Source organism: Nocardioides fonticola, from assembly GCF_039536805.1.
Classification (GTDB): domain Bacteria; phylum Actinomycetota; class Actinomycetes; order Propionibacteriales; family Nocardioidaceae; genus Nocardioides; species Nocardioides fonticola.
In genome coordinates this window covers 157,724-176,292 of the sequence record NZ_BAAAZH010000020.1, presented here as the reverse complement: position 1 = coordinate 176,292, position 18,569 = coordinate 157,724, and the positions used below count along the sequence as shown (strand labels likewise).

17 protein-coding genes and 1 pseudogene are annotated in these 18,569 nt (G+C 73.9%); 7 read left to right on the top strand and 11 right to left on the bottom strand.

The window, feature by feature from the left end:
• Positions 1-64: 64 nt before the first annotated feature.
• Both ABD671_RS14310 and ABD671_RS14305 read left to right on the top strand, forming a co-directional pair.
• Entirely contained in the window at positions 65-1,921 is a 1,857-nt protein-coding gene (locus tag ABD671_RS14310; protein WP_344734095.1) for a sensor histidine kinase, read from the top strand.
• Positions 1,918-3,726, top strand: coding sequence for an ATP-binding protein (locus ABD671_RS14305; protein ID WP_344734094.1), 1,809 nt, complete (start codon positions 1,918-1,920; stop codon positions 3,724-3,726). Before ABD671_RS14310 ends, ABD671_RS14305 begins: the two co-directional genes overlap by 4 nt.
• Here the strand turns inward: ABD671_RS14305 and ABD671_RS14300 are convergent.
• Together ABD671_RS14300 and soxR are read right to left on the bottom strand one after the other, a co-directional pair.
• Positions 3,704-5,053, bottom strand: a complete 1,350-nt coding sequence (locus tag ABD671_RS14300) for a dipeptidase (RefSeq protein WP_344734093.1) — start codon at positions 5,051-5,053, stop codon at positions 3,704-3,706. The two genes, ABD671_RS14305 and ABD671_RS14300, sit on opposite strands and share 23 nt — an antisense overlap.
• Positions 5,050-5,514: a redox-sensitive transcriptional activator SoxR gene (soxR, locus tag ABD671_RS14295; protein WP_344734092.1), complete on the bottom strand. Its 465-nt coding sequence runs from the start codon at positions 5,512-5,514 to the stop codon at positions 5,050-5,052. The genes ABD671_RS14300 and soxR overlap by 4 nt, the downstream gene beginning before the upstream one ends.
• Before the next feature lie 56 nt (positions 5,515-5,570).
• Between soxR and ABD671_RS14290 the strand changes: the two genes are divergently transcribed.
• Positions 5,571-6,638: a hypothetical protein gene (locus ABD671_RS14290; RefSeq protein ID WP_344734091.1), complete on the top strand. Its 1,068-nt coding sequence runs from the start codon at positions 5,571-5,573 to the stop codon at positions 6,636-6,638.
• A 12-nt stretch (positions 6,639-6,650) separates the two neighbouring features.
• On the opposite strand, the gene ABD671_RS14285 is transcribed toward ABD671_RS14290, so the two are convergent.
• Both ABD671_RS14285 and ABD671_RS14280 read right to left on the bottom strand, forming a co-directional pair.
• On the bottom strand, positions 6,651-7,010 hold the full coding sequence (locus tag ABD671_RS14285; RefSeq protein ID WP_344734090.1) for a sterol carrier family protein: 360 nt from the start codon (positions 7,008-7,010) through the stop codon (positions 6,651-6,653).
• Positions 7,010-7,642, bottom strand: coding sequence for a helix-turn-helix domain-containing protein (locus tag ABD671_RS14280; RefSeq protein WP_344734089.1), 633 nt, complete (start codon positions 7,640-7,642; stop codon positions 7,010-7,012). The genes ABD671_RS14285 and ABD671_RS14280 overlap by 1 nt, the downstream gene beginning before the upstream one ends.
• 82 nt (positions 7,643-7,724) lie before the next feature.
• Here ABD671_RS14280 and ABD671_RS14275 point away from each other — a divergent pair.
• A pseudogene (locus ABD671_RS14275) lies at positions 7,725-8,741 on the top strand (MFS transporter); the annotation flags it as partial.
• Positions 8,742-8,924: 183 nt separating this feature from the next.
• On the opposite strand, the gene ABD671_RS14270 reads toward ABD671_RS14275, so the two are convergent.
• From ABD671_RS14270 to ABD671_RS14260, 3 genes are all read right to left on the bottom strand, one after another.
• Positions 8,925-9,734 (bottom strand): alpha/beta hydrolase family protein, encoded by an 810-nt coding sequence (locus ABD671_RS14270; protein WP_344734088.1) that lies wholly within the window; start codon positions 9,732-9,734, stop codon positions 8,925-8,927.
• 260 nt (positions 9,735-9,994) lie between these two features.
• Positions 9,995-12,262, bottom strand: a complete 2,268-nt coding sequence (gene purL / locus ABD671_RS14265; protein WP_344734087.1) for a phosphoribosylformylglycinamidine synthase subunit PurL — start codon at positions 12,260-12,262, stop codon at positions 9,995-9,997.
• A 59-nt stretch (positions 12,263-12,321) separates the two neighbouring features.
• Positions 12,322-12,873, bottom strand: coding sequence for a TetR/AcrR family transcriptional regulator (locus ABD671_RS14260; protein ID WP_344734086.1), 552 nt, complete (start codon positions 12,871-12,873; stop codon positions 12,322-12,324).
• Between the two features lie 139 nt (positions 12,874-13,012).
• Here ABD671_RS14260 and ABD671_RS14255 point away from each other — a divergent pair, with 139 nt between their 5' ends.
• Both ABD671_RS14255 and ABD671_RS14250 read left to right on the top strand, forming a co-directional pair.
• Positions 13,013-14,476: an MFS transporter gene (locus ABD671_RS14255; RefSeq protein ID WP_344734085.1), complete on the top strand. Its 1,464-nt coding sequence runs from the start codon at positions 13,013-13,015 to the stop codon at positions 14,474-14,476.
• A 114-nt stretch (positions 14,477-14,590) separates the two neighbouring features.
• Positions 14,591-16,012: a glycoside hydrolase domain-containing protein gene (locus ABD671_RS14250; protein WP_344734084.1), complete on the top strand. Its 1,422-nt coding sequence runs from the start codon at positions 14,591-14,593 to the stop codon at positions 16,010-16,012.
• An 86-nt stretch (positions 16,013-16,098) separates the two neighbouring features.
• Here the strand turns inward: ABD671_RS14250 and ABD671_RS14245 are convergent, their stop codons facing one another.
• From ABD671_RS14245 to ABD671_RS14230, 4 genes are all read right to left on the bottom strand, one after another.
• A complete protein-coding gene (locus ABD671_RS14245) occupies positions 16,099-16,575 on the bottom strand; it encodes a DUF3817 domain-containing protein (protein WP_344734083.1) in 477 nt (158 codons plus the stop codon).
• Positions 16,572-17,240: a phosphoribosylformylglycinamidine synthase subunit PurQ gene (gene purQ, locus ABD671_RS14240; protein ID WP_344734082.1), complete on the bottom strand. Its 669-nt coding sequence runs from the start codon at positions 17,238-17,240 to the stop codon at positions 16,572-16,574. Before purQ ends, ABD671_RS14245 begins: the two co-directional genes overlap by 4 nt.
• Positions 17,237-17,482, bottom strand: coding sequence for a phosphoribosylformylglycinamidine synthase subunit PurS (gene purS, locus ABD671_RS14235; RefSeq protein ID WP_344734081.1), 246 nt, complete (start codon positions 17,480-17,482; stop codon positions 17,237-17,239). The genes purQ and purS overlap by 4 nt, the downstream gene beginning before the upstream one ends.
• Before the next feature lie 72 nt (positions 17,483-17,554).
• Positions 17,555-17,782, bottom strand: a complete 228-nt coding sequence (locus ABD671_RS14230) for a hypothetical protein (RefSeq protein WP_344734080.1) — start codon at positions 17,780-17,782, stop codon at positions 17,555-17,557.
• A gap of 128 nt (positions 17,783-17,910) precedes the next feature.
• On the opposite strand from ABD671_RS14230, the gene ABD671_RS14225 reads away from it, so the two are divergent.
• On the top strand, positions 17,911-18,417 hold the full coding sequence (locus ABD671_RS14225; protein ID WP_425574923.1) for a YflT domain-containing protein: 507 nt from the start codon (positions 17,911-17,913) through the stop codon (positions 18,415-18,417).
• Positions 18,418-18,569 lie beyond the last annotated feature (152 nt).

The window sequence follows — 18,569 nt, the reverse complement described above, 5'->3', positions numbered from 1 at the left end:
CGACCCGAGGCGCCGATCCCGGGTCGGCCCGAGCAGGGTCAGCCTGAGAAGCGGAGGTTCGCGGATGCCGGAGCGCGCCGCCGCCCTCCTCGCCGACATCGAGGACGCGCTGGGCGGCGTGCTCGACCACGACCGGGAACTCGAGCGGCTGGCCGACGTCGTCCGCCGGGTCACCGGCTGCCGGCTGGCGATCGCCGCGGTGCACCGGGTCACCGGCGAGTTCCAGATCGTGGCGGGCGCATCGACCGACGGGCGTCACCACCCGTTGCTGGGCACCCACATCCCCGACGCGGTCTTCGCCGACACCGTCGGCGAGCCGCACCTGCAGCGCGGCAGCGCGTACTTCGCGCGCGAGGAGGACCGGGCCCACGCCCTGTGGGCGTTCCACGTGCCCACGCCCACGCAGGGGCTCCCCGACGGCACCGGTGCCATCGGTGCCGGCGGTGGCAGCGGTGCCGGCGGTGACACGGGCGCGTCCGGCGACCCCGCCCGGTGGGGCGTCACCGACTACTGGGGCTCGGTGCATCGCGACGAGGACGGGCGCCCCCTGGTCTGGTTCCAGGTCGACGACCCCCTCGACGGACGCCGTCCCGACGAGGCCGTCCTGACGACCCTCGACCACATCACCGGACCGGTCGGCGCGCTCGTGCAGCGCATCGACCAGGAGGTGCGACTGCGCCGCGCGGTCCAGCTCGCCGAGGACAGTCGCGTGCGGGTCCGTCGGCACCTCGCCCAGCGCACCCGCGCCGCGGTGGCCGAGGCGGCAGCGGCGACGCTCCTCGACCACCTCGGCGTCGACGTCGTCTACGCCGACCTCGGCACCGGCCACGGCCCGGTCGTCAACGCCCTCGATCCCGCCCAGGCGCAGCCCCACCGCCTGCTCTCGACGCTCTCGGAGGGCGCGCTCGCCAGCGCCCGGGGGTACTGGCAGCGCGGCGTCGTCTCGGTGATCTCCCCGAGCCGGACGGTGCCCGACGACGTGCCCGAGGAGGTCCGCGCCCTCGTGCTGGCCGGGCTGGAGGAGCGCGACCTGGACAGCGTGATGCTCGTACCGGTCGGGTGGCGCGAGCAGGCCTTCGGAGCGCTGATCCTGCTCCGCGGGGCGGGTCGACCCGACTGGACCGATCTCGAGCTGCGGGCCGCCGTCGAGCTCGGCCGCGACATCGGCAGCGCTCTCCACGTCGCCGAGCTGTTCGAACGCGAGCAGCGTCAGGCCGCGGAACGAGCGCAGGTCGTCAGCACGATGGCCCACGAGCTGAAGGCCCCGCTGACCGCCGCTCAGGGGTTCCTCGAGCTCGTCGAGGACGCCGCGGGCGACCGCCCCGGCCTGCTGGCCGCCGCCCAGGGCATCCGGGAGTCCGGCGACCGGGTGCAGGCCATCGTCGACGACCTGCTGCTGCTCTCGCGCACCTGGACCGCCGCACCGATCGGGGAGGGTGTCGGCGACCTCGTGGCCGCCGCCCGTGTCGCGGTCGCCCGCACGGCGGCGAGCGCCCGCACCGCGGGCATCACCGTCATGCTCGACGCTCCCGAGCATCCCGCACGGATCCTCGTCCCCCTCGAGTCCGACCTGCTGACCCGCGTCGTCGCCAACCTGCTCGTCAACGCGGTGCGGTACTCCGATCCGGGCTCCACGACCACGGTGGTGGTGCGGGTCGAGGACGACGGCGCACGCGTCTCGCTCGCCGTCGTCGACGAGGGCTGGGGCATCTCCGCCACCGAGCTCCCGCAGGTCGGCACGGAGTTCTTCCGCTCCGCCGATCCGCGGGTGCGCAGCCGGCCCGGCGCCGGGCTCGGGCTGGCCGTCGCCGCCCGCGTCGTCGACGGCGCCGGCGGCGACCTCCGACTGGAGTCGGTGGCCGGCGAGGGCACGGTCGCCCGCATCCGGTTGCCGCTCCTCACGGCCGAGGACGCGTCGTGACCGGGGGCGAGTGGGCGGGCGGCTCGATCGAGGCCCGGGGCGAGGACGTCGGCGAGCTCACCGCGCACCTCGACGCCCTGGCCGCCGCCACCGGATTCGGGATCGCCAGCCTGAGCGTGCCCCGAGCGGTCGGCGAGATCACCATCGTCGCCGTCGGCGGCCCGCAGGCCCCACCGGAGCTGGTCGGTCGGGTGACCCCGCTCGGCGAGGTCGAGGAGATCCTGCGCCGCGGCCGGCCGTGGGACCGGCTGCTGTTCCTCCCCGAGGACGAGGCCGTCGAGGTGGTCGCCGACATCTGGACCGCCGACGAGCCGACCCGCGACCTCGCGGACGACCCAGGCGCCTGGCATCCCTACGACCTGCTCGTCCTGCCCGTCGAGGACGACGGCGTGAACCTCGGTCTGGTGTGGTTCGACCTCCCGATCGACGGACGCCGTCCCGAGGGCGAGGCGCGGTCGCGGATGGCGGCCTCGGCGCTGCTCGCGGCACGGCCGTTGGCCCGCGCGATCCGCAACCAGCGCCTGCTCGAACGCGCCCGACTCGCGCAGGGCGCGGCTCAACTGGTGCGTCGCGCCAACGAGCAGCTCGACCTCGACCGCGCCCTCGACGAGGTGACCTCGACCCTGCGCCGCCTCCTGCGGGTCGACGAGGTCGACGTGCGGGTGGCCGGCCACCCGCGCGGCCCCGATCCCCTCGTTGGATTGGACCCGCGGCTGCCCGAGATCGTCGACCGGGCCGCAGAACGGTGCTGGCAGCGGGGCGTCGCCTCGGCCATCGGCCCGCGCACGCAGAGCAACGACATCATCGACCCTCGCGAGTTCGCGATCGTCCGGGCGGCCTTCGCGCCGGCCGGGCCCGCGACCGGCATGTTGGCCCCCATCGGCGCCGGCCCCGACTGCTTCGGACGCATCGTGGTGCGCCGCACGACCTCCGATCGCGACTGGACCGACGAGGAGGTCGCCGCCCTGCGCGACATGGGCGAGGAGCTCGGGCGCGTCGTCCTGACCGCCCGCGCCTACGCCCGCGAGCAGGAGGCCTCGGCGTACCGCGGCCGCCTGGTGGCCGCGGTCGGCCGTGAGCTGCGACAGCCGATCGGCTCGATGCTCGGGCACCTCGGCGACCTCCAGGAGGCCGCGATGGGCCGCCCGGGCGGCTCCGGTGGGGTCGGCGACGGGGACGGCAGCGGGGACGGCGAGGTGGTCGATCCCCACCTGACCGGTGCCGTCGCGCGGGTGGCGCGGGCGACGCAGCGGCTCTCCGGGGTGGTCACCGACCTGATCAGCCTCGCCCTCGTCGACGACGCCGACCGGGCGCTGCCCGACCGGCTGGTCGACCTGCGCGAGGCCTGTCACGCCGCCGTCGAACTGCTCTCGATCCGGGCGGCGCGCGCGGGGATCGCCCTGGTCGAGGAGTACCGGGGCGACCTGTGGACCACCGGGGACGCCGCGGAGATCGAGCGGGTCATGATCAACCTCGTCGGCAACGCCGTGAAGTACTCCGAGGCGGGCGGCACCGTGCGGGTCGCCGCCCGCGCCGAGACCGCCACCACGGAAGCCGTCGTCGAGATCGTCGACGACGGCATCGGCATCTCGCCCGAGGACCGCGACCGGCTGTTCACGGAGTTCTTCCGCACCGACAACCCCCAGGCCCGCAGCCGCGAGGGGACCGGCCTCGGCCTGGTCATCGCCGCCCGGATCATCGCCCGGCACGGCGGCCGCGTGGAGGTGGAGTCCGAGCTGGGCTCGGGCTCCACCTTCCGCGTGCGGTTGCCGCTGACGCCGCCTAGCGCTGCGCCAGCTTCGTGAGCAGCAGCGACTCGGCCACCAGCACCCGCTCGAACTCGGCGAGGTGGAGGCCCTCGTTGGCGCCGTGGGCACGGGTGTCGGGGTCCTCGACGCCGGTGACGAGCACGCTGGCCTCGGGGAAGGTCTCGAGGAACTCGGCGATGAACGGGATCGATCCGCCGACCCCCATGTCGACCGGCGCGACGCCGTCCCAGGCCTCCGTGAAGGCCTCGCGCGCGGCGTCGTAGGCGGGGCCGGTGGCGTCGATGCTGGTGGCCTCGCCGGTGTCGACGACGGTGGTGGTGAGGGTGGCGCCCCACGGCACGTGTGCGCGCAGGTGCTCCTCGAGCGCGGCCAGCGCACTGGCCGCGGTGTCGCCGGGGGCGATGCGCATCGAGATGCGGGCACGGGCCGCCGGCACGAGGGTGTTGGAGGCGCCCTCGACCTTGGGGGCGTCGAAGCCGGTGATCGAGATCGCGGGCTTGGTCCACAGCCGCTCGACGGTGGAACCCGAGCCGATCCACTCGATGCCCGGGGCCGCGCCCGACTCGGCACGCAGCCGCTCCTCGGGGTACTCGACATCGGCGGCCGGGCCGGCGTGCAGCCCGGCGACGGCGACGTTGCCGGCGTCGTCGTGGAGGGTGGCGAGCAGGCGCGCCAGGGTCATGACGGCGTCGGGCACGAGCCCGCCCCACATGCCCGAGTGGACGGCGTGGCTCAGCGTGCGCACCTCGACGTCGAGGCGCACGAGGCCGCGCAGGCTGGTGGTGAGCGCCGGGACGCCGATGTCCCAGTTGCCGGAGTCGGCGATGACGATGACGTCGGCGCGCAGCCGGTCGCGGTGGGCCGCGAGCAGCGCCGGCAGGGTCTCCGAGCCGACCTCCTCCTCGCCCTCGATGAAGAACGTGAGCCCGACCGGCAGGTCGTCGCCGAAGACCCGCAGGGCGGCCAGGTGGGTGATGATGCCGGCCTTGTCGTCGGCCGCGCCGCGGCCGTAGAGCCGCTCGCCGCGCTCGGTCGGCTCGAACGGCGCGGAGTCCCAGTCGGCGTGGTCGTTCTCGGGCTGGACGTCGTGGTGGGCGTAGAGCAGCACCTGCGGCGCACCCTCGGGCCCGGGCTTGTGCGCGATGACCGCCGGCGCGCCGTGCTCGCCGTCCCTCACGATCTCGGCCGTGCAGCCCTCGGCCTCGAGCAGTTCCTTCACCTTCTGGGCGCTGCGCTCCACCTCCCCGGCGCGGGCGGGGTCGGCACTGACCGACTCGATGCGGATGAGGTCGTCCAGGTCGTGGCGCAGCCCGGGGAGCAGGGTGGTGATCCGGGCCGCGATCTCGTCGCGGGTGAGCGTCATGGTCGCAACCTACCCTCGGCGACCGAGGGCAGCCGCCGCGCCCCGGGGCCCTCGGCGGCGAGGGTGTCGGCGGGGTTGTAGAGCGAGCAGGAGCGCAGCGAGAGGCAGCCGCAGCCGATGCAGCCCTCGAGCCGGTCGCGCAGGTCCTCCAACGCGGCGATGCGGTTCTCGAGGTCGCGTCGCCACCCGCGGGAGAGCCGGGCCCAGTCGGCCTTCGTCGGCGTGCGTCCGCTCGGCAGGGAGTCGAGGGCGGCCGCGATCTCCCGCAGCGGCACACCCACCGACTGCGAGACCCGGATGAACGCCAGGCGCCGCAGGACGTCGCGGTGGTAGCGCCGCTGGTTGCCGGTCGTGCGCTCGGCCTCGATCAGTCCCTCACGCTCGTAGAAGTGCAACGCGGAGACCGGCACGCCGCTGCGGGCGACGACCTCGGACGGCGTGAGCAACGAGCGAGCGGCCATCTCCCCGGGATCCTCCCTCTTGACCTCAACCATTGTTGAGGTTCTTCGATGGTCGCATGACCTCCACCTTCGAGACCACTCCCACCGACACCGACCTCGCCACGCTCTCCGACGCGTGGCTGCACGCGCAGGCCCGCGGCCCCGAGTACGACGGCTACCTGAGCAACCACGCTCCGATGGTCGTCGAGGCCCTCCAACGGCACGGCCTCGCCGAGGAGATCGAGCCCTGGCTCACCACCTACGGCTCGCGCCTCCACCAGCCGCTGCCCACGGCCGACCCGCTCCCCCTCGCCGAACGCGACGAGGCGCTGGGCGATCGCGGGCGTCTGCCCTCCTGGATCGCCACCTTCGAACGCGAGGTCGCCGAGCGTGGCTGGCAGGAGGTGCTCGGCGTCTGGTGGCCGCGCCTGCTGCCGGGCCTGGCCGGGGCGGCGACCCACCCGATCATCCGTGTCGGTCACGTGACCCGCGCCCTGCGCGACCACCGTGTCGACCTCGCGGTCGGCGAGCGCGAACTCGCCCATGCCCTGGGCTACTGGGCCGCGGCCTGGATGCCGGCGCCGACGGCCGGCGTCCCCCTCGGGCCCGAACCGCGGGCGGCGCTGGACGCCGTCGCGCCGATCGCGCGCGACCGGGGCGGGCTCGGCGAGCGCTTCGCCGCCCTCGCCGCCGAGGAGCGCCCGGCACCTCACGCCGCGTGGACGCCCGAGCCGGAGGAGGTGCCGGACCTGCTGCGTCGCCTCGTCGAGGCCAACGTGCACCGCTACCCGCAAGCCGCCGGCGGCAACGCGGTGATGGTCGTGCACGCCTCGACGGCGTCCAACGCAGTGCTGCGCACGCTCCCCTCGGTGCCCCGCGAGTGGTGGCCCCTCAGCGCGTCGGCCGCGTGGGCCGCCAGCGCCACCCTCCACGCGGTGTACCCCGTGCGAGCCGGATGGACCCCGCCACCGGTCGAGCGGCCGGACGACGTCCGCGACGCCTTCGCCCTCGCGGCCCGCCACGGCGACGAGCACGTCATCAAGTTCGCCGACACGGCGCTCGACGTCGCGGCCTGGACGGGCGACCCGGCGATCACCGACAGCATCACCACGGCCGTCCGCCTCATCGACCCCCTCGAGCGATGAGGACGCGACCGATCACAGCACGGGCAGGTAGGGAGCGAGATCCGCGCGCTCGCCGCTGGCCCGGACCGCACTGCTCGCCTCGGCATCGGCCCACGCGAGGTCGCCGGTCGCCAGCGCGATGAGCGTGGCGGCGTCGGTCTCGACGACCGCGGGAGGCGTGCCGCGGGTGTGGCGCACCCCCTCGATCATCTGGATCGCCGCGAACGGCGGCACCCGCACCTCCACCGAGCGGCCCGGCGCACGGGTCTCCAGGACGGCGAGCACGTGCTTGACCAGCAGCTTGAGGTCGGCCCGTTCGGCGGTGCCCGCACGATGCCGCGCCAAGGCGGCGGCGACGTCGGCGGGATCGGCGGGGCGCAGACGGGCGGGCATCAGGCGTCGTCCGTCTCGGCGGTCTCCGCCGCCTCCGCCGCCTCGACGGGCGGGCGGGGCACGAGCATGGAGTGGAGGATGTAGGTGCGACGCTCGTCCCGCTCGTCACTGGGGCCACCGGGGCCGCTGGGGCCGCTGCGGCCGCGCTCGCGCCAGCGGTCGACGAGGGCGGTGAGCTCCTCGCGCAGTTCACGCGCCTCCTGGGAGGAGAGCAGCAGCCGGTCGTCGCTGCTGGAGCGGTGGATGCCCTGCGGCGCAGCGGAGGGCGGGGCGTAGCAGAGGTCGACCAGCCGGTGGGCCTCGGTCGCGGCCGCACCCAGGTAGACGCGCGCGGCGGCGGCGCCTCCCGGCGCCGCTCCGACCCGGCCGGTGTCGACCTCGAGACCCCCGCTGTCGACGACCCGCCAGACGCGGTCGCGACGGTCACGGGCGGCGTCGGGGTCCTCCTCGACCAGGCCGTACTTCGCGAGCTGGCGCAGGTGGAAGGAGGCCTGGTTGGCGGGGATGCCCAGGCGGGCCGCGATGTCGGCGGCACGCAGGGAGCCGACGGCGTCGAGCTCGCCGAGGATCTGGTTGCGCACGGGGTGCGCGATGGCCCGCAGCACGCGGACGTCGTCGACGGGAGTGCCCACGCGGTCACCCTAGCGGAATCCCGCACCACTCAGTGCGCACGTTCTATTGCGCAATATAACGTGCGCATCATACGGTGCGGATATGCGCGACTTCCGCCTCCTCTGGATCAGCCAGACCCTCAACGAGCTCGGCTCCCGCATGAGCACCTTCGTCTTCCCGCTCCTGGGCTACGCGCTCACCGGCTCGGTCGCGCTCGCGGCACTCGTCGAGGCCGCCCACCTGCTCGGCCTCGTGGCGACCCTGCTGCCCGCCGGCGTCCTCGCCGACCGGGTCGACCGCGGGCGGATCATGCGCGGCGCGGCACTGCTCGGCGCGATCGCGTACGGCTCCGCCGCGGCCGCCGCGATCCTCGGCGTGCTCGGCCTCCCCCACCTGCTGGTCACCGCGCTGGCCTCGGGCGTCGCCGCCGGGCTGCTGGGGCCGGCGGAGACGGCGGCCGTGCGCACCGTCGTCCCGCCCGAACGGCTTCCCGAGGCCCTCAGCCTCAACCAGGGCCGCCAGCACGTCGCCGGTCTCGTCGGCGGACCGCTCGGCGGCCTGGCCTACGGCCTCGCCCGCTGGCTGCCGCTGCTCGCCGACGCGGCGACCTACCTCGCGGCGGCGATCCTGCTGCGCGGCCTGCGCAGCGACCTCTCCGCACCGCCGCGCAGCGGCCGCTCGGCCCGCGCCGAGCTGCGCGAGGGACTCGCCTACCTGCTGCGGCACCCGCTGTTCCGGCTGTTGAGCGGGTGGGCGTCGCTCACCAACCTGACCATGAACACCCTGTTCCTGCTGGCGGTGCTGCGACTGGTCGAGGACGGCGTCCCGCCCCTGCACATCGGCCTGGTCGAGACGGCCTCGGCCGCGGCCGGCATCCTCGGCGCCCTGCTCGCACCCCGCATGATCCGGCGCCTGCCCACCGGCTGGCTGACGATCGGCGTGGCCTGGAGCCCGCTGCCGCTGGCGATCCCGATGGCGTTCTGGCCGCACCCGGCCGTCGTGGCGGCCGCCCTGGTCGGCGTGCTGCTGCTCAACCCGGCCGGCAACGCGGGCATGGCCAGCTACCGGCTGCGCATCACCCCGCCGGAGCTGGTCGGCCGCCTCCATGCGGCGAGCCAGTTCGTCTCGATGCTCCCGCTGCCGCTGGCCCCGGTGCTCGCCGGAGTGCTGCTGCACACCTGGGGCGGACGGGACGGCGTCCTGCTGGCCGCCGCGGCGTGCGGACTCTCGGCCCTCGTGCCGACGGCGAGCCGGCTGGTGCGGGCGGTGCCGCGCCCGGACCGATGGGTCACCGGGCCCGCATCAGGCGAGGATGCCGTCGAGGATCTCCAGGGTGCGCGCCCAGGCGGCGGAGTCGGGGTCGATGACGACGAAGTGGTCGCCGTCGACCCGCACGAGCTCTGCGGTGCCGCCGGCGTCGGTCGCAGCTGCGACATAGGCCTCGGACTGGCTGATCGGGACGATCGTGTCGTCGGTGCCGTGCACGCACCAGACGGGGACGTCGATCGGCAGCATCGCGATCGGGTCGACGTCGCGGTCGTCGGGGCCGTACGGGTGCCCCAGGAACGCCGCGACCGCCCCTGAGCCCAGGTTCCCCGCGGCCGCCGTGGCGAGGTCGACCACCCCGGCCTGGGAGATGACGTGGGTCAGGACACCGCCCTGCGGGTCGCCCCCGGCCCAGGTGACCAGGTGACCGCCGGCGGAGTGGCCGATGCCGACCACGGTCTCCACGCCCAGGTCGAAGTCGGCGGTCTTCGCGATCGCCGCGCGGACGTCGTCCAGCGTGGCGGGCACGCCGCCGCCGTTCCCGACCCGGCGGTACTCGATGTTCCAGGCCGCCCAGCCGCGGTCGCGCAGCGACTCGGCCAGGGGCGTGCCGAGGTCGAGCCCGTACTGCGCACGCCAGAAACCGCCGTGCACGATCACCGCGAGCCCGAGCGGCTCGCCGTCGGGGAGGTGGAGGTCGCCGAACTGGCTGGGGTCGGAGCCGTAGCGCACGCGGCGGACTCCCTGGGCGTCGGGCATGCGGTCTGCGTCCTCCTCCTCGCCCCGGCCGCAGGCAGCGGCGAGTGCGGCCACGACGGGTGTCAGCAGCAGGCTACGGCGACGCACGTCAGGTCGTTCGACACGGGGCGTCGATCGGATGCCCGAGGAGTGCCGTACCGGACGCCGTCCGTCCCACCGGGTCTCGCGGCTCGTCGCTGGCGCTCCTCGCACCTCGACCACCGGCAAGCTCCGGTGGTTGAGGTGCGAGCGAAGCGAGCCTCGAAACCCCCGCACCCGAGGCACCACCGGCACCGCACGCCGTCCCACCGGGTCTCGGGGCTCGTCGCTGGCGCTCCTCGCACCTCGACCACCAGGGAGGGCCGACCTCAGGCCATCGCAGCCGGGATGGTCGCCATCCAGCGCGACCGGATCTCGAGCAGCGGGGTGGCGAAGAGCGGCTCGGGCGCCTCGGCGGCGCTGACGATCACCGAGTCGCCGCCGGTCGCGCCGAGCACTGCGGCAGCGACACCGTGCTGCTCGGCGAGGTCGAGCAGCGCCTCGACGTCGTCGGGGTCGACGGTGACCAGCACGCGGCCGGTGGACTCGGAGAACAGCGCGACGAAGGGGTCGTCGTCGACCTCGACCGCCGCACCCACCATGTGGCGCAGCGAGCACTCGACGAGCGCCTGGGCCAGGCCGCCGTCGGAGAGGTCGTGGGCCGAGGCGAGCAGCCCGGCGCCGGGGCCGGCGGCGCGCAGCAGCTCGGCCAGCGCCTTCTCCCCGGCCAGGTCGACCCGCGGCGGCAGGCCGCCGAGGTGCCCGTGGACGACGTGGGCCCACTCCGAGCCCGAGAGCTCCTCGCGGGTCTCGCCGAGCAGGACGACGGCGAGGCCCTCGGCGGCCCAGGCCGACGGCGTCCGCTTCGTGACGTCGTCGATGACGCCGAGGACGGCGACCACCGGAGTGGGGAGGATGGCGGTCTCGCCGGTCTGGTTGTAGAGCGAGACGTTGCCGCCGGTGACCGGGACGCCGAGCTCGAGGCAGGCGTCCTTGAGGCCGCGGCATGCCTCGGCGAACTGCCACATGACGCTCGGGTCCTCGGGCGAGCCGAAGTTGAGGCAGTCGGAGACGGCCAGCGGGGTGGCTCCGCCGGTGGCGACGTTGCGGTAGGCCTCGGCGAGCGCGAGCTGGGCGCCGGCGTAGGGGTCGAGCTTGGCGAAGCGGCCGTTGCAGTCGGTGGCCACCGAGACGCCGAGGTTGGTGTCCTCGTCGACGCGGATCATGCCGCTGTCGCTGGGCTGGGCGAGCACGGTGTTGCCCTGCACGTAGCGGTCGTACTGGTCGGTGATCCAGGACTTGTCGCACAGGTTGGGCGAGGCGACGAGCCGCAGCAGGGTCTCCTCGAGCTCCGCGCCGGTGGCGGGCCGGGCCAGCGCCTCGGCGGCGTCGGCCTGGAGGGCGTCCTGCCAGTCGGGGCGGGCAAAGGGGCGGTGGTAGGTGGGGCCGTCGTGGGCGACCGAGCGCGGCGGCACGTCGACGACGCGCTCGCCGTGCCAGTCGATCTGGAGGCGGCCGGAGTCGGTGACCTCGCCGATGACGACGGCGTCGACGTCCCATTTGGCGCAGATGGCGAGGAAGGCGGCGACGTCGTCGGGCTCGACGACGGCCATCATCCGCTCCTGGCTCTCGCTCATGAGGATCTCCTCGGGCGCGAGCGTGGAGTCGCGCAGCGGCACCCTGTCGAGATCGACGTGCATGCCGCCGTCGCCGGCGGAGGCGAGCTCGGAGGTGGCGCAGGAGAGGCCGGCGCCGCCGAGGTCCTGGATGCCGCTGACCAGGCCGGCCGCGAAGATCTCCAGGGTGCACTCGATGAGGAGCTTCTCCATGAACGGGTCGCCGACCTGGACGCTGGGGCGCTTGGCCGGGCCGTCCTCGGAGAAGGTCTCCGAGGCGAGCACCGAGACGCCGCCGATGCCGTCGCCGCCGGTCTTGGCGCCGTAGAGGATCACCTGGTTGCCGACGCCGCTGGCCTTGGCGAGGTGGAGGTCCTCGTGCCGCAGGACGCCGACGCACAGGGCGTTGACGAGCGGGTTGCCGAGGTAGGTCTCGTCGAAGACGGCCTCGCCGCCGATGTTGGGCAGGCCCAGGCAGTTGCCGTAGCCGCCGACGCCGGCGACGATCCCGGGCAGCACGCGGTGGGTGTCGGGGGCGTCGAGGGGGCCGAAGCGCAGCGGGTCCATGACCGCGACCGGGCGGGCGCCCATCGCGAGGATGTCGCGGACGATGCCGCCGACGCCGGTGGCCGCGCCCTGGTAGGGCTCGACGTAGCTGGGGTGGTTGTGCGACTCGACCTTGAAGGTGACCGCGTAGCCCTGGCCGATGTCGAGGACGCCGGCGTTCTCACCGATGCCGGCCAGCATCTTGCCGGCGGCGGTCTCCTGGGGGATCTCGGAGAACTGCTTGAGGTGCACCTTGGAGGACTTGTAGGAGCAGTGCTCGCTCCACATCACCGAGTACATCGCCAGCTCCGAGCTGGTGGGACGACGGCCCAGGATCTCGCGGATCCGGGCGTACTCGTCGGCCTTGAGGCCGAGGTCGGCCCACGGCTGCTCGCGGTCAGGGTCGGCGGTGGCGACGGAGACGGTGTCCAGCACGGGCCGCAATCTACCGGCGCGAGCACCCGGGCCCGGAATCCGCCTGCTCCGGGAGGGGATCAGGCGCGCAGCAGTCCGTCGGCGACGACCTCGAGCAGCGGAGCGACCGCGTCGGCGTCGAGATCGCCGTTGTCGGCCACCGTGGCGACGCCGCCGACGAGCTGGCACACGCGGACGGCGTCGACGTCGTCGCGGATCGCGTGCTCCTCGCGCAGGCGCTCCATCACGCGCTCGGCGGCACCGGTGAGCACCTGGCACTTGGTGCGGATGGGCGACTCGGGGTCGCCGAGGGCGGAGGTGATCTTCGCGGGGCCGCCCTTGTGCAGGCTGATCAGCTCGACATAGGTGCGGAACCACTCCAGCAGCAGCTCGCGCGGCGGACCCTCGTGGGCCAGCGTCTTCTCGGTGGCCGCCTCGACCCGCTCGACCCAGTTCTGCAGGATCGCGTCGAGCAGCGCGTCGCGGTTCGGGAAGTGCCGGTAGAGGGTGCCCGCGCCGACGCCGGCCCGCTTGGCGATCTCGTCGAGCGAGGCGTCGTAGCCCTGCTCGCGGAACACCGTGCGGGCGGTGTCGATGATCCGCTCGCGGTTGCGCAGCGCGTCGGCACGCATGGCTGGTCACACCTTCCGGAGGGCAGGGGAAATACGCACTTGCTAAACGGAGACTGTCTCCGTATCGTTCCAGATGAAGCGGAGAACTTCTCCGGATCAGTCTACGTCGGCACACCCTGCCAGAACAGGACTCCCCTCCATGTCCTCACGCACCCGTGATCTCCCGGTCGATCTGCCGGACGGCGCCACCCGCGCCGCCGCCGGCATCGCCGTCGTCCTCGTCGCCCAGCTGATGCTGGTGCTCGACGCCACCGTCGTGAACGTCGCCCTGCCGCACATCGGCACCGACCTCGGCTTCGGCGCCGCCTCGCTCAGCTGGGTCCTCAACGCCTACACCCTCGCCTTCGGTGGCCTGCTGCTGCTCGGCGGACGCCTCGGCGACGTGCTCGGCCGCCGCCGGCTCTTCGTCGTCGGCCTGGCGCTGTTCACCCTCTCCTCGCTGCTCGGCGGGCTCGCCCAGAGCCCCGGCGAGCTCGTCGCCGCCCGCGCCGCCCAGGGCGTCGGCGCGGCCCTCGCCGCACCCAGCGTGCTCGCCCTGCTCACCACCAGCGCCCCGGACGACGCCGCCCGCTCGCGCGCCTTCGCCCTGTTCGCGGCCGTCTCCTCCGGCGGCGCCTCGGTCGGCCTGCTGCTCGGCGGCATCGTCACCGACCTCGGCTCGTGGCGCTGGACGATGTTCATCAACGTCCCCATCGGGCTCGCGGTGCTGGCCCTCGTCGGCGCGACGGTCAGCGAGACGCCGCGTCGTCCGGGCCGCTTCGACGTCGTCGGCGCCGCGACCTCCACCCTCGGTGCGGTCGCGATCGTGTGGGCGCTCATCGGCGCCCCCGAGCACGGGTGGACCTCGGCCCGCACCCTGGGCGGCTTCGCGCTCGGCGTCGTCCTGCTCGCGGTGCTCGCCCGCACCGAGACCCGCATCGCCCACCCGATCATCCAGCCCGCACTCCTGCGCGACGGACGTCGCGTGGCGGCGCTGGCGATGATGGCGCTGCTCATGGCCGGCCAGCTCGCCGTGTTCTTCCTCGTCGTGCAGTTCGACGAGAACGTGCTCGGCCTCGGCCCGGTGGCCACCGGGTTCGCGTTCCTGCCGCTCAGCCTCGGCATCTTCACCGTCTCGCGCATCACCCCGCGCCTGGTGGCCCGCTTCGGCGCGCCGCCGCTCCTGCTGGCCGGTGCGACCTCGGTGACCACGAGCTACGTGCTGCTCAGCCAGCTCGGCACCGGGTCGACCTTCGCGGGCTCCGTGCTGCTGCCGATGGTGCTCAACGGCGTCGGGGCCGGGCTGATGTTCATGCCGCTCACGAGCACCGTGCTCACCGGCGTCGAGCCGGAGCACGCCGGCGCGGCGTCCGGCCTGCTCCAGACCATGCAGCAGCTCGGCGGGGCGATCGGCGTGGCCGTCATCGTGTCGGTCTACGCCGCCGGCGCCGTCCCGGGCGAGGTCGTCCCGGGCCTCGAGGCGGCGTTCCTCACCGCCGGCCTGCTCGGCGCCCTCGCGGTCGCGACCGCGGCGACGCTGGTGCTGCGGGGGCGGGCCGGACGGCGTCCGGCCGCGGCCGGCGGCGAGCCCGCCGCGCTCGCGGTGGAGGCCGAGGCGGCCTGACCCTCTCCACCCGGAACCCCGCTCTGACCTGCGGAAACGTTCGCCCGAACTACATGGTTGTAGTTCGGGCGAACGCATGTTGCAGGTGTGACTCGTGAGGTTAGGGTGACCGCCATGGACGCCCCGACGACCCGCCGCCGACCCCGGACGACACCGCGCCCGCGGCTGCTCGCCGGTCTCGCCGCACTCGCGCTCGGGGCCTCCGTCCTGGTCTCCCACGCGGCGCCGTCCACGCCCAGGATCGCCCTCACGGCGTCCACCCAGAACCGGGTGACGCCCGGCGACTTCACCGGCTACGGGTTCGACCAGTGCCACACGCCGAGCCAGAAGGCGATGGACACCTGGTGGACCACCTCGCCGTTCACCGCGGTCGGCGTCTACCTCTCCGGCAACTCCCGCGCCTGCCGCGACCAGCCGAACCTCACCTCGACGTGGGTGAGCACGCAGCTCCAGCGCGGCTGGCGCATCCTGCCGATCACGCTGGGGCCCCAGGCCTCCTGCCAGCCGCGGTTCCCGCGCTACGACGACGACCCGAAGATCAACCCCAAGCCGGGCTCGACCGGGCTCTACCCGAAGGCGGCCGCCCAGGGCGTCGCGGAGGCCAAGTCGGCCGTGGCGGCGGCGCAGGCCGTCGGCATCGTCGCCGGCTCCACCCTCTGGTACGACCTCGAGGGCTTCGACGCCACCAAGACCGCCTGCCGCGAGTCGGCCCTGCGGTTCCTCAGCTCCTGGACCGAGCAGCTGCACGCCCTCGGCTACGTCTCCGGCGTCTACTCCAGCGCCGGCTCGGGCATCAAGATGCTCGACGACGCACGGGTCGAGCGGCCCGACGCCTTCACCCTGCCCGACGCGATCTGGATCGCACGCTGGGACGGCGCCGCCAACACCTCCACGTCCTACATCCGCAACGACGGCTGGCGTCCCGGCGGCCGGGTGAAGCAGTACCAGGGCGGCCACGACGAGACCTGGGGCGGGGTCACGATCAACATCGACCGCAACTTCCTCCAGCTCGGTCGCGGATCGCGCGCACCGAAGGCGCCCGAGCACTGCGGCGGCACCGATCTCGACCTGCGCGACTTCACCGCCGTCCGCCCCACCCGCACCGCCGCCGACGGCACCACGACCTCCAGCGACCCCGCCGTGGTCAGCGCCCTGCAGTGCCGGCTCACCGAGGCCGGCCTGTACAAGGGACGCATCGACGGCGTCTACGGCGCCACGACCCAGACCGCGGCCAACGCCTGGCAGCAGAAGGTCGGCCGCACCGCGAAGCCGAAGTTCGACCGCCGCGACTGGATGACCCTGCTCGGCGCGGGGCGCGTGCGGGTGCTCAAGTTCGGTTCGGTCGGGGAAGACGTGCGCCGCGTGCAGCGCGCCCTCAACGCCGCGAGCACCGAGTCCCAGGTGCCGGTCAGCGGCGTGTTCGGCCTCGCCACCGAGACCGCGGTGAAGGCCTACCAGGCGCGACTCGACCTGCCGGCGGGCGGCGTCCTGGACGCCGCCACGTGGGCCGCACTGCAGCAGGGCCTGCGGAACTAGCGCAGTCACCGAAGCCAACCCGGGGAAGGGTGCAGGGAGCCGCCGGCGGGATCACCCGCCGGCGGTTCCACTTTCCAGATCGTGGGTCAGCCGGCGGGCGGACCGACGAGCAGCGCGACGACCGTGAGCACGAGGACGGCGACGACGCCGACCGCGACGCCGCGGGCCGGGTTGCGCAGCAGCCATGCGGTCGCCCGCTCGGCGCGGGTGGCCGGTGCGGCGTCCAGGAGGCGCCAGGCGTCGGCGAGGTGACCGAGACGCTCGGAGCGCCGGTCGAACCAGATCGTGAGGAACGGCGGGATCGAGGAGACCAGCCCGAGCAGCACCCGCTTGGCGGGCCAGCGCTGGTCGACGCCGATCAGCACGGTGGTGAGGCAGTAGGCGATGAACACGACGCCGTGCACCATGCCGAACACCCGCACACCCCACTCGGTGACGCCGGAGTACTTCAGCACCATGCCGGTGAGCAGCAGCGCCCAGGTGACGGCCTCGGTGTCGGCGATGCGCCGGAACCAGACGGTCGGCGAGGGCAGCCGGGTGACGGCCGGGGCCGGAGCGCTCACACGAACACCGCGGAGGCGAGGCTGGTGAAGAACCCGAGGCCGTCGGTGCCGGCGCCGGTGAGCTCCTCGACCGCGTGCTCGGGGTGGGGCATGAGGCCGACCACGTTGCCGCGCTCGTTGGTGATGCCGGCGATGTCGCGCATCGAGCCGTTGGGGTTGAGGTCGAGGTAGCGGGCCACGACCCGACCCTCGCCCTCGAGGCGGTCGAGGGTCTCCTCGTCGGCGACGAAGCCGCCCTCGCCGTTCTTCAGCACGATGGTGACCTCGGCGTTCGGGGCGTACGCGCTGGTCCACGGCGTCGAGGTGTTCTCGATGCGCAGGCGCTGGTCGCGGCACACGAACTTGCGGTGGTCGTTGCGGATGAGCGCACCCGGCAGCAGGTGGCTCTCGCAGAGGATCTGGAAGCCGTTGCAGATGCCGAGCACGGGCATGCCCTTGCCGGCCGCCTCGACGACCTCGGTCATGACCGGCGAGAAGCGCGAGATCGCGCCGCAGCGCAGGTAGTCGCCGTAGGAGAAGCCTCCCGGCAGGACGACGGCGTCGACGCCCTTGAGGTCGTGGTCGCCGTGCCACAGCGCGACGGCCTCGTTGCCGCCGATGCGCACCGCGCGGGCGGCGTCGACGTCGTCGAGGGAGCCCGGGAAGGTGACGACGCCGACCTTCACTGCTCCTCCACCCGCACGGTGAAGTTCTCGATCACCGGGTTGGAGAGCAGGGTCTCGGCCATCTTCTCGACCTCGGCCAGCACGGCGTCGTCGAGGTGGGCGACCTCGAGCTCGAACCGCTTGCCCTGACGGACGTCGGTGACCCCGCTGAAGCCGAGGCGGGGCAGTGCTCCGAGCACCGCCTTGCCCTGGGGGTCGAGGATCTCGGGCTTGGGCATGACGTCGACGACGACTCGGGGCACGGAGCGCTCCTGGGTGAGGGATGGCCTGCGGGGCCGGTGCTGGGGCCGATTCTAGGGGCGAACCGACCCGGGTCAGGATTCCGGGGCGTCGGGCTCGCGATCGTCCTCGGTCGCGGCCCAGGCTGCGCCCGCGGCGACGTCCGGGCGGGGCGAGGCCGTGGCCTGGTCGCGGGCGGCGGCCTGGTCGGCGCCGATCTGGAGGGCGATGACCGCAGCGGAGGCGGTCAGGCCGGCGGTCATGAACACCCGGCGCCGGGGTCGGCGGGGCGGGACGGGGTCGGCGGCGGGAGCGTCGTCCATGCCTCCACGGTGCCGGGTCGACGGCGCGCACCCCAGGGCGGCGTCCGGATCCTCAGGCGATGCTCAGGTGGCTCCCAGACGAGGCCCGGACGGGTTCAGGAAGGTCGGGCACACTGGAGCACATGAGCATGTCGAGCACCGGACGCCTCAACGCCGCCTCGCCGCTGCGACTGGAGTTCCCGCAGTCGCTCGCGGTCTACGAGGACTACGCCGCCGCCCAGCGCGCGGTCGACTACCTCAGCGACCAGCGCTTCCCCGTGCAGCACTGCATGATCGTCGGCACCGACCTCAAGCGCATCGAGCGCATCACCGGTCGCCTCACGACCGGCCGGGTCGCGATGAGCGGCGTGCTCTCCGGCCTGTGGTTCGGCCTGCTGCTCGGCGTGCTGTTCAGCGTCTTCACCGACAGCGAGAGCGCGCTGGCCACGATCCTCTCCACGATGGTGCTCGGCGCCCTGTTCGGCGTCATCTTCACCCTCGTCGGCTACGCGATGACCCGCGGGCAGCGCGACTTCTCCTCCGTCACCCAGGTCGTCGCCACCCGCTACGAGGTGCTCGTCGAGCACAAGGTCGCAGCCCAGGCCCGCCAGCTGCTCAGCCAGCTGCCGGGGGCGATGGCGAACCCGTTCGCCTGAGGACCGGCGGCAGGTTTCCCCGGTCAGCCGGGGAAACCTGATGTTGATGGGCGAAGTTTCGCCCCACAACATCAGGTTTCGCCCCTCCAGTGCCCCCGGCGTCCGACCGGGATGACCGACCGGGATGACGAAGGGCCCCGCCTCCACACGGA

Coding starts and splice junctions, on each gene's coding strand:
- ABD671_RS14255 (WP_344734085.1), top strand. CDS start 13,013: ATGTCCTCACGCACCCGTGATCTCCCGGTCGATCTGCCGGACGGCGCC.
- ABD671_RS14250 (WP_344734084.1), top strand. CDS start 14,591: ATGGACGCCCCGACGACCCGCCGCCGACCCCGGACGACACCGCGCCCG.
- ABD671_RS14225 (WP_425574923.1), top strand. CDS start 17,911: ATGTCGAGCACCGGACGCCTCAACGCCGCCTCGCCGCTGCGACTGGAG.
- ABD671_RS14290 (WP_344734091.1), top strand. CDS start 5,571: ATGACCTCCACCTTCGAGACCACTCCCACCGACACCGACCTCGCCACG.
- ABD671_RS14310 (WP_344734095.1), top strand. CDS start 65: ATGCCGGAGCGCGCCGCCGCCCTCCTCGCCGACATCGAGGACGCGCTG.
- ABD671_RS14230 (WP_344734080.1), bottom strand. CDS start 17,782: ATGGACGACGCTCCCGCCGCCGACCCCGTCCCGCCCCGCCGACCCCGG.
- ABD671_RS14300 (WP_344734093.1), bottom strand. CDS start 5,053: ATGACGCTCACCCGCGACGAGATCGCGGCCCGGATCACCACCCTGCTC.
- soxR (WP_344734092.1), bottom strand. CDS start 5,514: ATGGCCGCTCGCTCGTTGCTCACGCCGTCCGAGGTCGTCGCCCGCAGC.
- ABD671_RS14285 (WP_344734090.1), bottom strand. CDS start 7,010: ATGCCCGCCCGTCTGCGCCCCGCCGATCCCGCCGACGTCGCCGCCGCC.
- ABD671_RS14260 (WP_344734086.1), bottom strand. CDS start 12,873: ATGCGTGCCGACGCGCTGCGCAACCGCGAGCGGATCATCGACACCGCC.